The organism is Streptomyces marokkonensis (genome assembly GCF_008312835.1).
GTDB classification, from domain to species: Bacteria; Actinomycetota; Actinomycetes; order Streptomycetales; family Streptomycetaceae; genus Streptomyces; species Streptomyces marokkonensis_A.
Genome location: NZ_VSKS01000010.1, coordinates 273027 through 288201, shown reverse-complemented (window position 1 = coordinate 288201; position 15175 = coordinate 273027). Strand labels below are relative to the sequence as shown.

The 15175-nt window shown below is 72.4% G+C and carries 10 protein-coding genes; 8 read left to right on the top strand and 2 right to left on the bottom strand.

Annotation, left to right across the window (positions count from 1 at the left end; genetic code table 11):
- The 4 genes from F1615_RS19680 to F1615_RS19665 all read left to right on the top strand — a co-directional run.
- The coding region (locus F1615_RS19680; protein WP_208818359.1) for an alpha-glucosidase C-terminal domain-containing protein at window positions 1-180 on the top strand (180 nt) is incomplete at its 5' end.
- Window positions 181-208: 28 nt separating this feature from the next.
- Window positions 209-1567, top strand: coding sequence for a maltokinase N-terminal cap-like domain-containing protein (locus F1615_RS19675; RefSeq protein WP_149550307.1), 1359 nt, complete (start codon window positions 209-211; stop codon window positions 1565-1567).
- 4 nt (window positions 1568-1571) lie between these two features.
- A complete protein-coding gene (gene glgB / locus F1615_RS19670; RefSeq protein WP_149550306.1) occupies window positions 1572-3800 on the top strand; it encodes a 1,4-alpha-glucan branching enzyme in 2229 nt (742 codons plus the stop codon).
- Window positions 3801-3909: 109 nt separating this feature from the next.
- Window positions 3910-4998 carry a glutamate--cysteine ligase 2 gene (locus tag F1615_RS19665; RefSeq protein ID WP_149550305.1) on the top strand — a complete coding sequence of 363 codons (1089 nt, stop codon included), beginning with the start codon at window positions 3910-3912 and terminating at the stop codon, window positions 4996-4998.
- 30 nt (window positions 4999-5028) lie between these two features.
- On the opposite strand, the gene F1615_RS19660 is transcribed toward F1615_RS19665, so the two are convergent.
- Window positions 5029-5262 carry a DUF6480 family protein gene (locus F1615_RS19660; RefSeq protein WP_149550304.1) on the bottom strand — a complete coding sequence of 78 codons (234 nt, stop codon included), beginning with the start codon at window positions 5260-5262 and terminating at the stop codon, window positions 5029-5031.
- Window positions 5263-5415: 153 nt separating this feature from the next.
- Here F1615_RS19660 and F1615_RS19655 point away from each other — a divergent pair, with 153 nt between their 5' ends.
- Window positions 5416-7320 carry an AMP-dependent synthetase/ligase gene (locus F1615_RS19655; RefSeq protein WP_149550303.1) on the top strand — a complete coding sequence of 635 codons (1905 nt, stop codon included), beginning with the start codon at window positions 5416-5418 and terminating at the stop codon, window positions 7318-7320.
- 151 nt (window positions 7321-7471) lie between these two features.
- The gene (locus F1615_RS19650; protein ID WP_149550302.1) at window positions 7472-7906 is read left to right on the top strand and encodes an ATP-binding protein; all 435 of its coding nucleotides are present in this window, start codon (window positions 7472-7474) and stop codon (window positions 7904-7906) included.
- A 49-nt stretch (window positions 7907-7955) separates the two neighbouring features.
- Here the strand turns inward: F1615_RS19650 and F1615_RS19645 are convergent, their stop codons facing one another.
- Window positions 7956-8327 (bottom strand): PRC-barrel domain containing protein, encoded by a 372-nt coding sequence (locus tag F1615_RS19645; RefSeq protein WP_149550301.1) that lies wholly within the window; start codon window positions 8325-8327, stop codon window positions 7956-7958.
- Between the two features lie 344 nt (window positions 8328-8671).
- Here F1615_RS19645 and F1615_RS19640 point away from each other — a divergent pair, with 344 nt between their 5' ends.
- Both F1615_RS19640 and F1615_RS19635 read left to right on the top strand, forming a co-directional pair.
- A complete protein-coding gene (locus F1615_RS19640) occupies window positions 8672-12670 on the top strand; it encodes a hybrid sensor histidine kinase/response regulator (RefSeq protein ID WP_149550300.1) in 3999 nt (1332 codons plus the stop codon).
- 43 nt (window positions 12671-12713) lie between these two features.
- Entirely contained in the window at window positions 12714-15125 is a 2412-nt protein-coding gene (locus tag F1615_RS19635) for a SpoIIE family protein phosphatase (RefSeq protein WP_149550299.1), read from the top strand.
- The last annotated feature ends 50 nt before the right edge of the window (window positions 15126-15175 follow it).

Here is a 15175-nt window from a genome sequence, read left to right as displayed (position 1 = left end):
TTCGCACAGCCCACGGAACTGGATCTCAGCGCCTTCGAGGGGCGGCACCCGGTCGAGCTGTTCGGCGGGGTGCGCTTCCCGGCCGTCGGCGAGCTGCCGTACCTGCTGACCCTCGCGGGCCACGGCTTCTACTGGTTCCGGCTCACCCGAGTCGCATCCCGCATCGGCCGACGACTGTGAGGGTGTGCCGGCGAGAGGAGGCGTCACCATGACGAAGACCGCATTCCTGCGCCCGCGGAGCGCGCCCGCCGAGCCCATGGAGCCGCTCACCGGGCTGCTGCGCGAGTGGCTGCCGCTGCAGCGCTGGTTCGCCGGAAAGGACCGGCCCGTCACCGACCTCGGTGTGCTGTCGATGACGGAGCTGTTCCCGGGCTGTCTGCACGTGCTGGTGCACGCCGCTCACGGCGGTGTGCCCGCCCCCGGGGGCACCACCCCGGCCGGTGACTGCTACCAGCTCCTGCTCGGTGTGCGGGAGCACCCCTCGCCCCGGCTCGGCAAGGCGCTCATCGGCAGGGTGCCGGACGGGCGGCTGGCCGGGCTGACGGTCTACGACGCCCTCCACGACCCGCGCGCCGCCCAACTGCTCCTGGAGCGGCTTCGCCGCCCCGGCACGGCGGGGCCGCTGCGTTTCGAGTGCGACGCGTCCCAACAGGTGCCCGCCGGACTGGTGCCGCGCCTGATGACCGCCGAGCAGTCCAACTCCTCGCTGGTGTACGGCGACGAGTACATCCTGAAGCTGTTCCGGCGCATCCAGCCCGGAGTCAACCCGGATCTGGAGGTGCCGGGGGCGCTGGCCCGCCAGGGCTGCCACCGGGTCCCCGCACCGGTGGCCTGGCTGCGCACCACGCACCCGTTCAAGGCGACGCTCGGTGTGCTCCAGCCGTATCTGCGCAACGCCTCGGACGGCTGGACGCTGGCCCTCGACGCGCTCGCCTCCGGTGACGACTTCACCGCGCAGGCGCACGCGCTCGGCCGGGCCACGGCGGACGTCCATCTGGCGTTGGCCTCCGCGTTCCCCATCGGCGCGCCCGGGGAGAACGGGCGGACGGCGGCGGCGATGACCGAGCGGCTGACCGCGGCGGCGCACGCCGTGCCCGCGCTCCAGCCCTTCGTGCCGGGGCTGCGGACCGCCTTCGCCGCGCTGGCCACCTGCGACGCCGGACCGCCCGCCCAGCGCGTCCACGGCGACCTGCACCTGGGGCAGGTGCTGCGGGCGGGGCGCGAGTGGTTCGTCATCGACTTCGAGGGCGAGCCGTCCCGGCCGCTCTCCGAACGGCGCAGCGCCCACTCCCCCGTGCGGGACATCGCCGGGATGCTGCGCTCCTTCGACTACGCCGCCCGGCAGCGCCGCCCCTGGCGCCCGGAGTGGGCGCGTCGCTGCCGTGAGGCCTACTGCGCGGGCTACGCCGCCCGCGCCGGCTGGGACCCGCGCAAGAAGCACGGCCTGCTCCGCGCCTACGAGACGGACCGGGCCGTGTACGAGGTGCTGTACGAGGCCCGGCACCGACCCGACTGGCTGCCCGTACCCATGGCGGCGATCGAGCGCCTCGCCGTGAGAGGAGACTGAAGCCGTGGCCCTGCACGACACCCCGCTTCCCGAAACGGCCGGGTCCGCCCCGTCCGCCGCCCCCGCGGCCCCGGGGGCCGCACCCGCCCTCGACCCGTCCGACCGGGGGCGCCTGCTGGCGGGCGCCCACCACGATCCGCACGCGCTGCTCGGCGCCCATCCGGTGCCCGGCGGGATCGCCTTCCGGGCGCTGCGCCCCTTCGCGCGTGAGGTGAGCGTGGTCGTCGGAGGCGAGCGCACCCCGCTCGTGTCGGAGGGTGACGGCCTCTTCTCCGCCGTGCTGCCGCTGGACGCGATCCCGGCGTACACCCTGGCGGTGGCCTACGAGGGCGACGAGCCGGTCGAGACGCACGACCCGTACCGGTTCCTGCCCGCGCTCGGCGAGCTCGACCTGCACCTGATCGGCGAGGGCCGGCACGAGGAGCTGTGGACGGCGCTCGGCGCGCACCCCATGACCCACCAGGGCGTCACCGGCACCCGTTTCACGGTGTGGGCGCCCAACGCGCAAGGGGTGCGGGTCGCCGCCGACTTCACCCACTGGGACGGCACCGCGTTCCCGATGCGCTCACTCGGCTCGTCCGGGGTGTGGGAGCTGTTCCTGCCGGGCGTCGGCGAGGGAACGCGCTACAAGTTCGAGATCCACTCACGCCACGGCCACCGGTTCCTCAAGGCCGACCCGATGGCGCGGCGCACGGAGGCGCCGCCGAACACGGCGTCCGTCGTGACGGCCTCGCACTACGAGTGGGGCGACGCCGAGTGGTTCGCGCGGCGCGCCGGAACGCCCGTGCACGAGGCGCCGTTCTCGGTGTACGAGGTGCACCTGCCGTCGTGGCGTCCGGGGCTGACGTACCGCGAACTCGCCGAGGTGCTGCCCGCGTACGTCAAGGACCTCGGCTTCACCCACGTGGAACTGATGCCGGTCGCCGAGCACCCCTACGGACCGTCGTGGGGCTACCAGGTCACCGGCTTCTACGCGCCCACGGCCCGCCTCGGGAGCCCGGACGACTTCAGGTATTTGGTCGACGCCCTGCACCGGGCCGGCATCGGCGTGATCATGGACTGGGTGCCCGCGCACTTCCCCAAGGACGACTGGGCGCTGGCCCGGTTCGACGGGGACCCGCTGTACGAGCCCGGGGACTCCCGGCGCGCGGAGCACCCCGACTGGGGGACGTACACCTTCGACCTCGCCCGCACCGAGGTGCGCAACTTCCTGGTCGCGAACGCCGTGTACTGGTGCCAGGAGTTCCACATCGACGGGCTGCGGGTGGACGCGGTGGCCTCCATGCTCTACCTGGACTACTCGCGCGAGGACGGCGGGTGGGAGCCCAACGCGTACGGCGGCCGGGAGGACCTGGCGGCGATGGCGTTCCTGCAGGAGATGAACGCGACCGTCTACCGGCGCTGCCCCGGTGTGGTGACCATCGCCGAGGAGTCCACGGCGTGGGGCGGGGTGACCCGGCCGACCGACACCGGCGGGCTCGGGTTCGGGCTGAAGTGGAACATGGGGTGGATGCACGACTCGCTGGAGTACGTCTCCCACGAGCCGGTGCACCGCAAGTACCACCACCACGAGATGACGTTCGCGATGGTGTACGCCTACAGCGAGAACTACGTGCTGCCCATCTCGCACGACGAGGTGGTGCACGGCAAGCAGGCGCTGGTGTCGAAGATGCCCGGCGACTGGTGGCAGCGGCGCGCCAACGTCCGCGCCTACCTCGGGTTCATGTGGGCCCACCCGGGCAAGCAGCTGCTGTTCATGGGACAGGAGTTCGCCCAGGGTGCCGAGTGGTCCGAGAAGCGGGGCCCGGAGTGGTGGCTGCTCGACGACGGGTACCACTCCGCGGGCGACCACCGCGGGGTGCGGGACCTGGTCCGCGACCTCAACGCCCGATACCGCGCGACCCCGGCGCTGTGGCAGCGCGACACCGACCCGTCCGGCTTCCGGTGGGTCGCGGTCGACGCGGCGGACGACAACGTCTTCGCGTTCCTGCGGTACGACGCGGAGGGCCGGCCGCTGCTCGCGGTGTCGAACTTCTCCCCCGTGGTCCGGCACGACTACGTGCTCGCCACCGGCGACGACGTGATCGCCTGGCAGGAGGTCCTCAACACCGACGCCACCCCCTACGGGGGCGGGGGTGTCACCAACCCCGGCCCGGTCAAGCCCGAGGACGGCCGCCTCCGGCTCACCCTTCCGCCGCTCGCGACGGTGTGGCTGGCACCGGTCCCTCTGTGAGGCACGGCGACGACGCCAGGTGTCCGGATGCCCGGGCGGGGCATCCGGGACCGTACGGCCGAGGGCCACTCGGCGTCGTCGCGGCAGGTCACAGAAGGGCGGACATCAGGTGCGCACCGTGGGAGTGGAGGAAGAACTCCTCCTGGTCGATCCGGAGACAGGCGAACCGCGGGCGATGTCCGCGGCGGTGCTCGCCCGTGCCGAGCGGGACGACGCGGAGCAGGACGTCTTCGAGAAGGAACTGCACGAGCAGATGCTGGAGTTCGCCACGCATCCGCAGTCGTCCATGGAGAGCCTGCGCGCGGAGATCGTCCGCTGCCGCAAGGAGGCCGCCGGTCACGCCGGGGAGATCGGCTGCACCGTCGCCGCGCTCGCCACGTCGCCGCTGCCGGTCAGCCCGTCCATCGGTGTCAACCACCGCTACCAGTGGATGGAGGAGCAGTACGGGATAGCGACCCGGGAGCAGCTCGTCATGGGCTGCCACGTCCACGTGTCCGTGGAGTCCGACGAGGAGGGTGTCGCGGTCGTGGACCGGCTGCGGCCCTGGCTGCCGGTGCTGGCGGCGCTCAGCGCGAACTCGCCGTTCTGGCAGGGCAAGGAGACGGGGTACAACAGCTACCGCAGCCGGGTCTGGCAGCGCTGGCCGTCCGCCGGCCCGACGGAGCTCTTCGGCTCGGCCGAGCGCTACCACCGGCAGGTCGCCGACATGGTGGCCACCGGCGTGATCCTCGACGAGGGCATGGTCTACTTCGACGCGCGGCTGTCCCAGCGGTATCCGACGGTGGAGATCCGGGTCTCCGACGTCTGTCTGCACGCGGAGACCGCGGGGCTGATCGCCACGCTCGCCCGCGGGCTGGTGGAGACCGCGGCGCGCGAGTGGCGGGCGGGCGGGGAGCCGCTGGACCCCGGCGTCAGTCTCCTCCGGCTGGCCGCCTGGCAGGCGGCGCGCTCGGGTCTGGCGGGCGAACTGCTCCACCCGGAGACCATGCGGCGCATGCCCGCCGAGGCCGTGGTGCGCACGCTCCTCGACCACACCGCCGAGGCCCTGGAGGACAACGGCGACCTGGAGCGCGCCCGCGAGGGCTGCGCCCGGCTGCTGCGCGACGGCAACGGCGCCCAGGTGCAGCGGGACCTGATGCAGCGCACGGGCAGCCTGCGGGATGTCGTCACGGAGTGCGTGCGGCACACCCAGGCGTAGGACGGGTCGGGTCAGTGGGACGGAGCAGGGTCAGAAGATGAGGATCAGGGCGTAGACCAGGAAGAACGCCGCGATCAGGACCACCAGGACCAGGATCGCGGCGAGGGGTCCCTTGGCCCAGCCCTTGGTCGGGTTGTGCGTCTCCTGCGGGCCGGCCTCGGGCATGCTGCTCTCCGCGGGCGGGGTCTCGCCCGGGGGTACGCCGCCGCCCGGTTCGAGGCCGGTGCTGCGTTCCGGTTCGGGATCTGGGTTGACGTAGGTCATGGGGTCCGGGTCCCCCGAAACGGCCGAGGTCATCAGTGCGGACACACTTGTCGCGATCCCGGCGCGGGGGCGGTCCGGCTCGACTACATTCAGGCACCGCCGATGACCGTCCTCACCGGCCGCGTCACACCCCGTACCTGTCAGGAGCAGTGCATGCGCGACCTCGCTCTCGCTCCCCCGTCCGTCCCGCCCCCGACCGGCGGTCTCGCCGACAGCCTCTTCGCGACGGCGGACGAGAGCCCGACCCTGCCGATGCTCGCCCACCGCTCAGGTCCGGACTCCTCCGTGTGGGAGGAGATCACCGCCGTGGAGTTCCGCGACGAGGTCGTCGGCCTGGCCAAGGGGCTGATCGCGTCCGGGATCTCCCTCGGCGCGCGGGTGGCGATCATGGCGCGCACCCGCTTCGAGTGGACTCTCCTGTGCCACGCCCTGTGGACGGTCGGCGCCGAGGTCGTCCCGATCCATCCGGCCTCCTCGCGCGAGCAGGTGGAGTGGATCCTCCGGGACTCGGGCTGTGTCGCCGTGCTGGTGGAGGACGAGCAGAGCGTGATGACCGTCGGGTCGGTGTGCGCCGCGCTGCCGCGTCTGCGGCACGTGTGGCAGCTCGACTCGGGCGCGCTGGAACAGCTCGCGGCGCGCGGCGAGTTCCTCCCCCTGGCCACGGTCGACTCGATGCGCCGGATCGTGCTGCCGGACTCCACGGCCGTGATCGCCTACACCTCCGGCACCTCCGGCCGTGCCATGGGCTGTGCCCTGAGCCACCGCGGGCTGGCCTTCATCTGCGACACCCTGCTGGAGGGATGGGGCCACACCGCGGCCCCGCCCGGGGAGCGGGGTGCCGTCCTGGCCTTTCTGCCGTTCTCGCACGTCTACGGTTTGATGATCCAGAGCCTGTGCGTCCGCGGTGGCCTGCTGATGGGGCACGAGCCCGATCTCAGCGGGGAGTCGCTGTCGTCGGCCCTGCGCACCTTCCGGCCCACCTATCTGTACGCGGTGCCGTCCCTGCTGGAGAAGATCTACAAGAACTTCCTGCGCGCGGCACAGCGGCACGGGCGCGGCGCGCTGTTCGAGCGGGCCGCCGGCACGGCCCGGGACTTCGCCGCCGCGGTGGAGCGGCAGCGGCTGGGGCAGGGCTCCGGGCCGGGCTTCGACCTGCGGCTGCAGCACGCCCTGTACGAGCGCACCGTCTACCGCAAGCTGCGCGCGGCGCTCGGCGGCCGGGTGCGGCGGGGCACCTCCGGCGGCTCACCGCTCAACCGCGACCTCTCCCTCTTCTACGAGGGCATCGGCATCTACGTCCACGACGGCTACGGCCTCACCGAGACCAGCGGCGGGGTGACGATGCAGCCGTTCGGGCGGGAGAAGTCCGGCACCGTCGGCCAGGCGCTGCCGGGCACCGGGATCCGGGTGGCCGACGACGGGGAGATCCTGGTGCGCGGGCCCTCGGTGTTCCAGGGTTACGTGGGCGACGAGGCCGCCACCCGGGCCGCGCTGCGCGGCGACTGGCTGGCCACCGGGGATCTGGGGCGGCTGGACTCCGAGGGCTACCTCACGATCACCGGCCGCAAGAAGGACATCATCATCACGAGCAGCGGCAAGAGCGTGGCGCCGGCTGCCCTGGAGCAGCGGCTGCGGATGCATCCGCTGGTCCACCAGGCCGTCGTCGTGGGCGACAGCCGGCCGTGCGTGGGGGCCCTGATCACGCTGGACCCGGAGTTCCTGGCGGACTGGCGGGCGGCGCTGTCCCTGCCGGGCGACGCGCCGGCCCGGGAGGCGCGGGAGGAGAACGCGCTGCGTGAGGAGATCGCGCGGGCGGTCGCGGCGGCCAACAGCAGTGTGTCGCCCTCGGAGTCGATCCGGGTGTTCCGGGTACTGCCCGAGCCGTTCGACGTGACGAACGGCCTGCTGACGCCGTCGATGAAGCTGCGCCGGGACGAGATAGTGCGGCACTACGCGCTGGAGATCGACGCGATGTACCAGTCGCGCACCCGTCCCGGGCGGTCCCCGGCCGCGGACGCCGCCTCGGGCTGGGACGACTCCGACAACGTGTTCCGCTGAGCGCCGGGGCCGCCTCCGGTCGGTCATGTGTTTGTCACCGACGGCGCCCGGGCATGCGGGCGCGTAGGCTCCCGCGTCGCGGGAACCCACAGAGCGGAGGACGCACAGGACGCGAACCACAGCCCCGCTGTGCCGGGGCACGGAAGGCGAGATGGCAGCCGAGCGGCATGGGGACAGGACACTGGCCGGCGAGGAGATCACGAGCCGCATCGCCAGCTTCCCGGGGGAGCTGCACGATGTGACGGACGCACGCATGGTCGCGGAGGAGTTCCTCTTCGACCTGGCCCGCGTGTCGGCGCCGTCGGCTCCGGAGCACTGGGACGACATCCTCCTGGTGGTCACGGAACTGGCCGCCAACGCGGTCCAGTACGCGCCGGGCCCCTTCCAGTTGCGTCTGCGCAGGACGTTCGACGGGGTGCACGTGGTGATGCACGACACCAGCACCACCGAGCCGGCCCCGCGGCCCTTCCATCCGAACAGCGGGGGCGGCGGGATCGGCTGGCACCTGATCCACACGCTGTGCGATCAGGTCAGTGTCGTCGCGGGCGACCACGGGAAGGACATCCACGTCTTCCTGCCGTGGTGAGCGCGCCCTCCCGGACCGCCGGACCGGCCGCCGTCTCCGGCGGCGGGCCTCACCCGGCGGGCTCCTCGCGGGCGGGCAGCCTGTGATAGTAGTCACCGACCGCGGTGAGGTAGCCCGGGTCCATCGTCTCGCTGTCCGTCTGGAACCGGGGGGCCGCCTTCACCTCGGCCCGGGTGCACGACACCGTCACCCTCCGCTCCCCCGGGTGCACCCCGGTGACGAGACCGACCGGGACCAGGACACTGCGGCCGAACACCCACACACCGGTGTCGACGACGAGGTGCCGCATCCCGTGGTGGTCGGCCTGCCGGTCCACATGGCCGATGGTGCCGTCGCTCGCGACGACGGTGTAGTCCGTCAGGTCCTGCTCCGGAACGCCGCTCAGGCCCGGCGCGTACGACCAGATGCTGTCGATGGGCACTACTCGTTGCCTCCCCGGTGGATGTCTGCCGTGCGGAGCGGACGGCGTCGCCGCCCGCCCGCCTCCACAGCAGCCAATACCCTCCGGGCGCCCGTGCATTCGAAAGGTACGGGCCGGATACCGGGCGCGGTCGGGCCGGCTGCCCCGGCCTCCGCGAAATCGGGCCGGGTACCCGTCCGGAACGAAGCCATGCACGTCCGCCGGGTATTTCCCGGACCGGTTTCGGGGTCGCCCCCACGCTTTGTTCCGCACCGGTCGCGTGGGTTAGCCTGCGGCGTATTTCTCATCGCGCACATCCGTGAACTGCGGAAACGTGCACTGACTCTGCCGGAACGAGGGTGCGCATGACCAGCAAGAGCACCGAGGGGACCGACACGGCTCCGGGGGACGAGGAGCTGAGGCGGCTTCTCGCGGGGCTGACGGCGGTACGGGACGGGGACTTCGGCACCCGGCTGCCGGACGACGCGGACGGCCTCATGGGCGACATCGCCAAGGTCTTCAACGGCATGGTGGACCAGTTGTCGGTGTTCACCTCCGAGGTGACCCGCGTGGCCCGCGAGGTCGGCACCGAGGGGGCCCTGGGCGGGCAGGCGCAGGTGCCGGGGGTCTCGGGCACCTGGGCCGACCTGACGGACTCGGTGAACGCCATGGCGGGCAATCTCACCGCGCAGGTGCGCAACGTGGCCCAGGTGACGACGGCCGTCGCCAAGGGCGATCTGTCGCAGAAGATCACGGTCGACGCCCGCGGCGAGATCCTCGAGCTCAAGAACACCATCAACACGATGGTCGACCAGCTCTCCGCCTTCGCCGACGAGGTCACCCGCGTCGCCCGCGAGGTCGGCACCGAAGGACGCCTCGGCGGCCAGGCCGACGTGCAGGGTGTGAAGGGGACCTGGCGTGATCTGACCCACTCGGTGAACTTCATGGCCGGCAACCTCACCGGCCAGGTCCGCAACATCGCGCTGGTGGCGACCGCCGTCGCCAAGGGCGATCTGTCGCAGAAGATCACGGTCGACGCCCGCGGCGAGATCCTCGAGCTCAAGAACACCATCAACACGATGGTCGACCAGCTCTCCGCCTTCGCCGACGAGGTCACCCGCGTCGCCCGCGAGGTCGGCACCGAAGGACGCCTCGGCGGCCAGGCGCAGGTGCGGGGTGTCTCCGGCACCTGGAAGGACCTCACCGACAACGTCAACGTGATGGCGTCCAACCTGACCGGTCAGGTCCGCTCCATCGCCCAGGTCGCGTCCGCCGTCGGCCGCGGCGACCTGTCGCAGCGGATCAGGGTCGAGGCCGCGGGCGAGGTCGCCGCGCTGGCCGACGTCATCAACACGATGGTGGACACGCTGTCGGCGTTCGCCGACGAGGTCACCCGCGTCGCCCGCGAGGTCGGCACCGAGGGACGCCTCGGCGGCCAGGCCCATGTGCCCGGCGTCGCCGGCACCTGGAAGGACCTCACCGACAACGTCAACTCCATGGCCAACAACCTCACCGGCCAGGTGCGCAACATCGCGCTGGTGACGACCGCCGTGGCCAGGGGCGACCTGTCGAAGAAGATCGACGTCGACGCGCGCGGGGAGATCCTCGAGCTGAAGACCACCATCAACACGATGGTCGACCAGCTCTCCGCCTTCGCCGACGAGGTCACCCGCGTCGCCCGCGAGGTCGGCACCGAAGGACGCCTCGGCGGCCAGGCCGAGGTCGAGGGCGTCTCCGGCACCTGGAAGCGGCTCACCGAGAACGTCAACGAACTGGCGGGCAACCTGACCCGGCAGGTCCGCGCGATCGCGCAGGTCACCAGCGCCGTCGCCGAGGGCGATCTGACGCGCTCGATCTCCGTTGAGGCGTCCGGCGAGGTCGCCGAACTCAAGGACAACATCAACGCGATGGTGGAGTCCCTGCGCGAGACGACCCGGGCCAACCAGGAACAGGACTGGCTCAAGACGAATCTCGCCCGGGTCTCCGGGCTGATGCAGGGACACCGCGACCTGCCCGTGGTCGCCGAGCTGATCATGGACGAGCTGGTGCCGCTGGTGTCGGCCCAGTACGGCGCCTTCTATCTCGCCGAGGAGGGTGACGAGGGTCCGGAGCTGCGGCTCGTCGGCTCCTACGGCTACCCCGACGACGACGGCCGGCCCACCCGCTTCCCCTTCGGCCGCACCCTGGTCGGCCAGGCCGCCCGCAGCCGCCGCACGATCACGGTGGACCAGCTGCCGCCGGACTACGTGACGATCTCCTCCGGGCTCGGCCAGGTGGTGCCGAGCGCGCTGGTGCTGCTGCCCATCGTGGTCGAGGGCCAGGTGCTGGGCGTCATCGAGCTGGCGTCGGTGACCCCGTTCACCCAGATCCACCAGGACTTCCTGGTCCAGCTGATGGAGACCATCGGCGTCAACGTCAACACCATCGTGGCCAACGCCCGCACCGACGAACTGCTGACCGAGTCGCAGCGGCTCACCGCCGAACTGCAGGAACGCTCGGCGGAGTTGCAGGCCCAGCAGGAGGAACTCCAGCGCTCCAACGCCGAACTGGAGGACAAGGCCGCGCTGCTGGCGTCGCAGAACCGCGACATCGAGGCGAAGAACCTGCAGATCGAGCACGCCCGGCAGGAGCTGGAGGCGCGGGCCCAGCAGCTGTCGCTGGCCTCGAAGTACAAGTCGGAGTTCCTGGCGAACATGAGCCACGAGCTGCGCACCCCGCTGAACAGCCTGCTGATCCTGGCCCAGCTGCTCGCCCAGAACCCCTCGCGCAACCTCAGCCCGAAGCAGGTCGAATACGCGCAGATCATCCACTCGGCGGGCTCCGACCTGCTGCAGCTGATCAACGACATCCTCGATCTGTCCAAGGTCGAGGCCGGGAAGATGGACGTCAGCCCCGAGCGTGTGGAGCTGCGCCGGCTCGTCGAGTACGTCGAGGCCACCTTCCGGCCCATGACGATGCAGAAGAGCCTGGACTTCACGGTGACGACGGCCCCGGGTGCGCCGGCGGACCTGCTCACCGACGACTCCCGGCTGCGGCAGGTGCTGCGCAACCTGCTGTCCAACGCGGTCAAGTTCACCGAGCGCGGCAGGGTGGAGCTGCGGATCGAGCCCGCGCCGGACGACGAGGTGCCCAGCGGTGTGCTGCGGGGCGGGCCCGTGGTGGCCTTCCGGGTGCAGGACACCGGCGTCGGCATCCAGGAGCAGCACCTGGAGTCGATCTTCGGCGCCTTCCAGCAGGCGGACGGCACGACGAGCCGCAAGTACGGAGGCACCGGGCTCGGGCTGTCCATCACCCGGGAGATCGCGCATCTGCTCGGCGGCGCGGTCACCGTGGACAGCGTCGCGGGCCAGGGCAGCACGTTCACGCTGTTCCTCCCCGTGGCCCGGCCGGACTTCGAGGACCTGCTGCGGCCCGCGCAGACCGCCGACCAGCGTCCGGCCGAGGTGGCGGCCGACGCGTCGTCCCGGCCCGTGCCGGCGATCGAGTCGGGCGGAACCGCGTCCGGGCAGCGCCCCAGGCGCCTGCTCGTCGTGGAGGAACGGCCCCGGGGTCTGCTGACCCTGGTCGCGGAGAGCGTGGTCCAGGACGTCACCCAGGGCGACGGCACCTCCCGGCCGTCGGTCGACATCATCACCGCCGTCGGTGCCCAGGAGGCGGCCGGCGCACTGGCCGCCGACCCCTGTCACTGCGTGGTGCTGGAGCTCGGCATGGAGGCGGAGGTCACCCGGTTCCTCGAGGCGATGCGCGGCGACTCCGCCCTGGCGAGCGTGCCGGTGCTGGTGCACAGCGGCCACCGGGCCGACGCGGCGGTGGAGGAGAGCGTGCGCTCCCATGCCGAGGGCACGGCCCTGGAGTTCGTGTCCAGCCTCGACGAGCTGCGCGAACGCATCGCCCTGCACCTGTCCGCCGAGGAGCCCGGCGACGTGCTGTCGCTGGTGCGCACCGACGAGGCCCACCGGCCGGCCCCGCAGACCGTCGTGGACGGCTCGTTCTCCGGCCGGACCGTCCTGGTCGTCGACGACGACGCGCGCAATCTCTTCGCCCTGAGCGGTATCCTCGAGCTGCACGGTTTCCGCGTCCTGCACGCGGAGAACGGCCGGGCGGGCATCGAGAGACTCGTGGACAACCCCGAGGTGGCGCTCGTGCTGATGGACGTGATGATGCCCGAGCTGGACGGCTACGCCGCCACGGCCGAGATCCGCGCCATGCCGCAGTACGCGGAGCTGCCCATCATCGCCGTCACCGCCAAGGCGATGCCCGGGGACCGGGAGAAGAGTCTCGCCTCCGGGGCCAGCGACTACGTCACCAAGCCGGTCGACACCCAGGCCCTGATCGCCTGCGTCCGCCGCTGGCTGCCCGCATGAGCCCCGCAGCAGGGCCCCGCAGCCGCCGAGGAGCGTGCGCACCATGAGCATCACGGAGCATCACGACGAGCCACGGCCCGATGTCCGGCTCGACCCCCCGCCGAGGGGACCCGCGGGGGTGTCCGCCGACTCGCCCGTGGGCAGGCTCGCGGCCACCGTGGAGCGGCTCAGCCGCGAGGTGCGGGCGGCGCAGGCCGAGGCCGAGGGCCGGGCGCTGATCGAACTCGCCAAGGGCATCCTGGTCGAGCGTCTGGGGTGCGGTCCCGCACAGGCGGCCCGCCAGCTCACCGAGCTGACGGAGCAGGCCGGGACGACCCAGCTGGAGTTCGCGGTCGAGGTCATCAACCAGGCCGCCCGGGACCGGATGTCGGAGGTGACGGACGCGTTCCTGGCCGCCACCCGGGCCGCCGAGCAAGCGGGACCGGAGCCTGCCGCCGTACGGCTGCGGGCGGCCGAGAGCGGGGCGCTGGCCGCGGACGACACACAGGCCGTGGCCGAGTCCCTCCTCGAACAGGCGCTGCGCCCGCTGGGCGCGGTGGCCGTGGCGATCTGGGCGGCCGGTGCCGACGGGTCGCTCAACCTGGCGGGCAGCGCCGGGTTCTCCCCGGCCGAGGCGGCGCGCTGGTACTACGTACCGCCGGACGTGGCGACGGTCGCCCGGTGCGCGCTGGCGGAGCGTGACGGCCTGTGGATCGGGTCGGCGGCCGAGCGGGGCCTGCCCAGCGTGGGCCGGCACCACTTCCCGGACGGGGGCAGGGCGGCCGTGCCCGCCGGTACCGGAGGGCGCGTGTACGGCGTGCTGGAGATCGTCTGGCCCGCTCCTCTGCCCGAGCAGCCGCCGCAGATCGTCCGCCAGGTGGAGGCCCTGGCCGAGCTGTGCGCGCACACCCTGGAGACGTACACCCCGCCGAGCGGCCCGGTCCGGGAGCCGCAGGCGCTGCCGGACGCGGCGGAGCTGATGGACCTGGCCGACGGGCTGTACGACCCGGCCCTCGTGCTCGTGCCGCACCTCGATCCCTCCGGCAACCTGCTGGACTTCCGCATCCAGCACGTCAACGGCCGCTTCCTCGACCCGGCCGGCCGCCCGCGGGCCATGGTCAGCGGGGCGCTGCTGCTGGAGGCGTACCCGATGGCCGCCGGGCAGAGCGAGCTGTTCCAGCGGATCGAGCGGGTGTACGCCACGGGTGAGCCGTTCCGGGCCCGGCGCATGCATCTGACCGCGCTGGTGGACCAGGTGCCGCTGTCGGCGGTCGCGGACATCAGTGTCACCCGGCACGGCGCCGGTCTGCTGTTCATCTGGCGCATCGAGGACGAGACCGCCCGCCTGGCGAGCCTTCTGCAGCACGCCCAGCGGCTCGGCCGGATCGGCGGCTTCGAGGAGAACCTGCTGACCGGGGAGATCACCTGGAACGGGCAGCTCTTCGACCTGTACGGGCGCCCGGAGTCGAGCCCTCCGGTGCCGCTGGAGGAGCTGCCCGCGCACGCCCACCCGGACGACGCCGTCACCATCGGCCGTTTCCTGCGCACGCTGCTGCACCACAGGCGCCCGGCCTCGGCGGCCTTCCGGCTGCAGCGGCCCGACGGGGTGACCCGGCACATCCGGGTCGTCGCCGAGCCGGTCCTGGACACCGACGGACGGCTGCTCACCACCCGCGGCGCCTACCAGGACATCTCCGCGCAGCACTGGACGGAGGTGGCGCTGGCGGCGACCCGCGACCAGCTGGCGCACACCGAACAGCACGCCAGCGAGCGGGACCGGCTGGCGCTGCAGCTGCAGCGCGCCATCATGCCGCCCGCCCAGGCGCCGCTGCAGGTGCCGGACCTCGACGTGGCCGTCCGCTACCGGCCCGCGGAGGCCGAGCAGCTGGTGGGCGGCGACTGGTACGACGCCGTGGTGCTGCCGTCCGGCCTTGTGCTGCTGTGCGTGGGTGACGTCGCCGGTCACGGCATAGAGGCGGCGACCAGCATGGTCGTCCTGCGCAACGCGCTGCGCGGTCTCGCCGTCACCGGCGCGGGCCCCGGGCAGCTGCTGTCGTGGCTGAACATCGTGGCGCATCATCTGACGGGCGCGGTCACCGCCACCGCGGTCTGCGGCCTGTACGACCCGGCCTCGTGCACCCTGCGGTGGGCCCGTGCGGGTCATCTGCCCCCGGTGCTGGTGCGGGGTTCCGAGGCGGCCCCGCTGCCGCTGGTGCGCGGGCTGCTGCTCGGTGCCGTACCGGAGGCGTCGTACGAGGAGGCGGAGGTGCGGCTGGCCGCCGGGGACAATCTGCTCATGTACACGGACGGGCTGATCGAGCGCCGGGACCTCAGCGTGGAGGAGTCCCTGACCCATCTGCTGTCCACCGCCGCCACGGTTCCGGGCACGCTCGACCAGCGGCTCGACCGCCTGCTGACGTACAGCAGGTCGGACACCGACGACGACACGTGCATCGTGGGGATCCGGGTGGGCTGAGAGCGGTCGCCCCGCTCCGGGCCGCGGAGCGAGGCATGAGTGGGCGATTC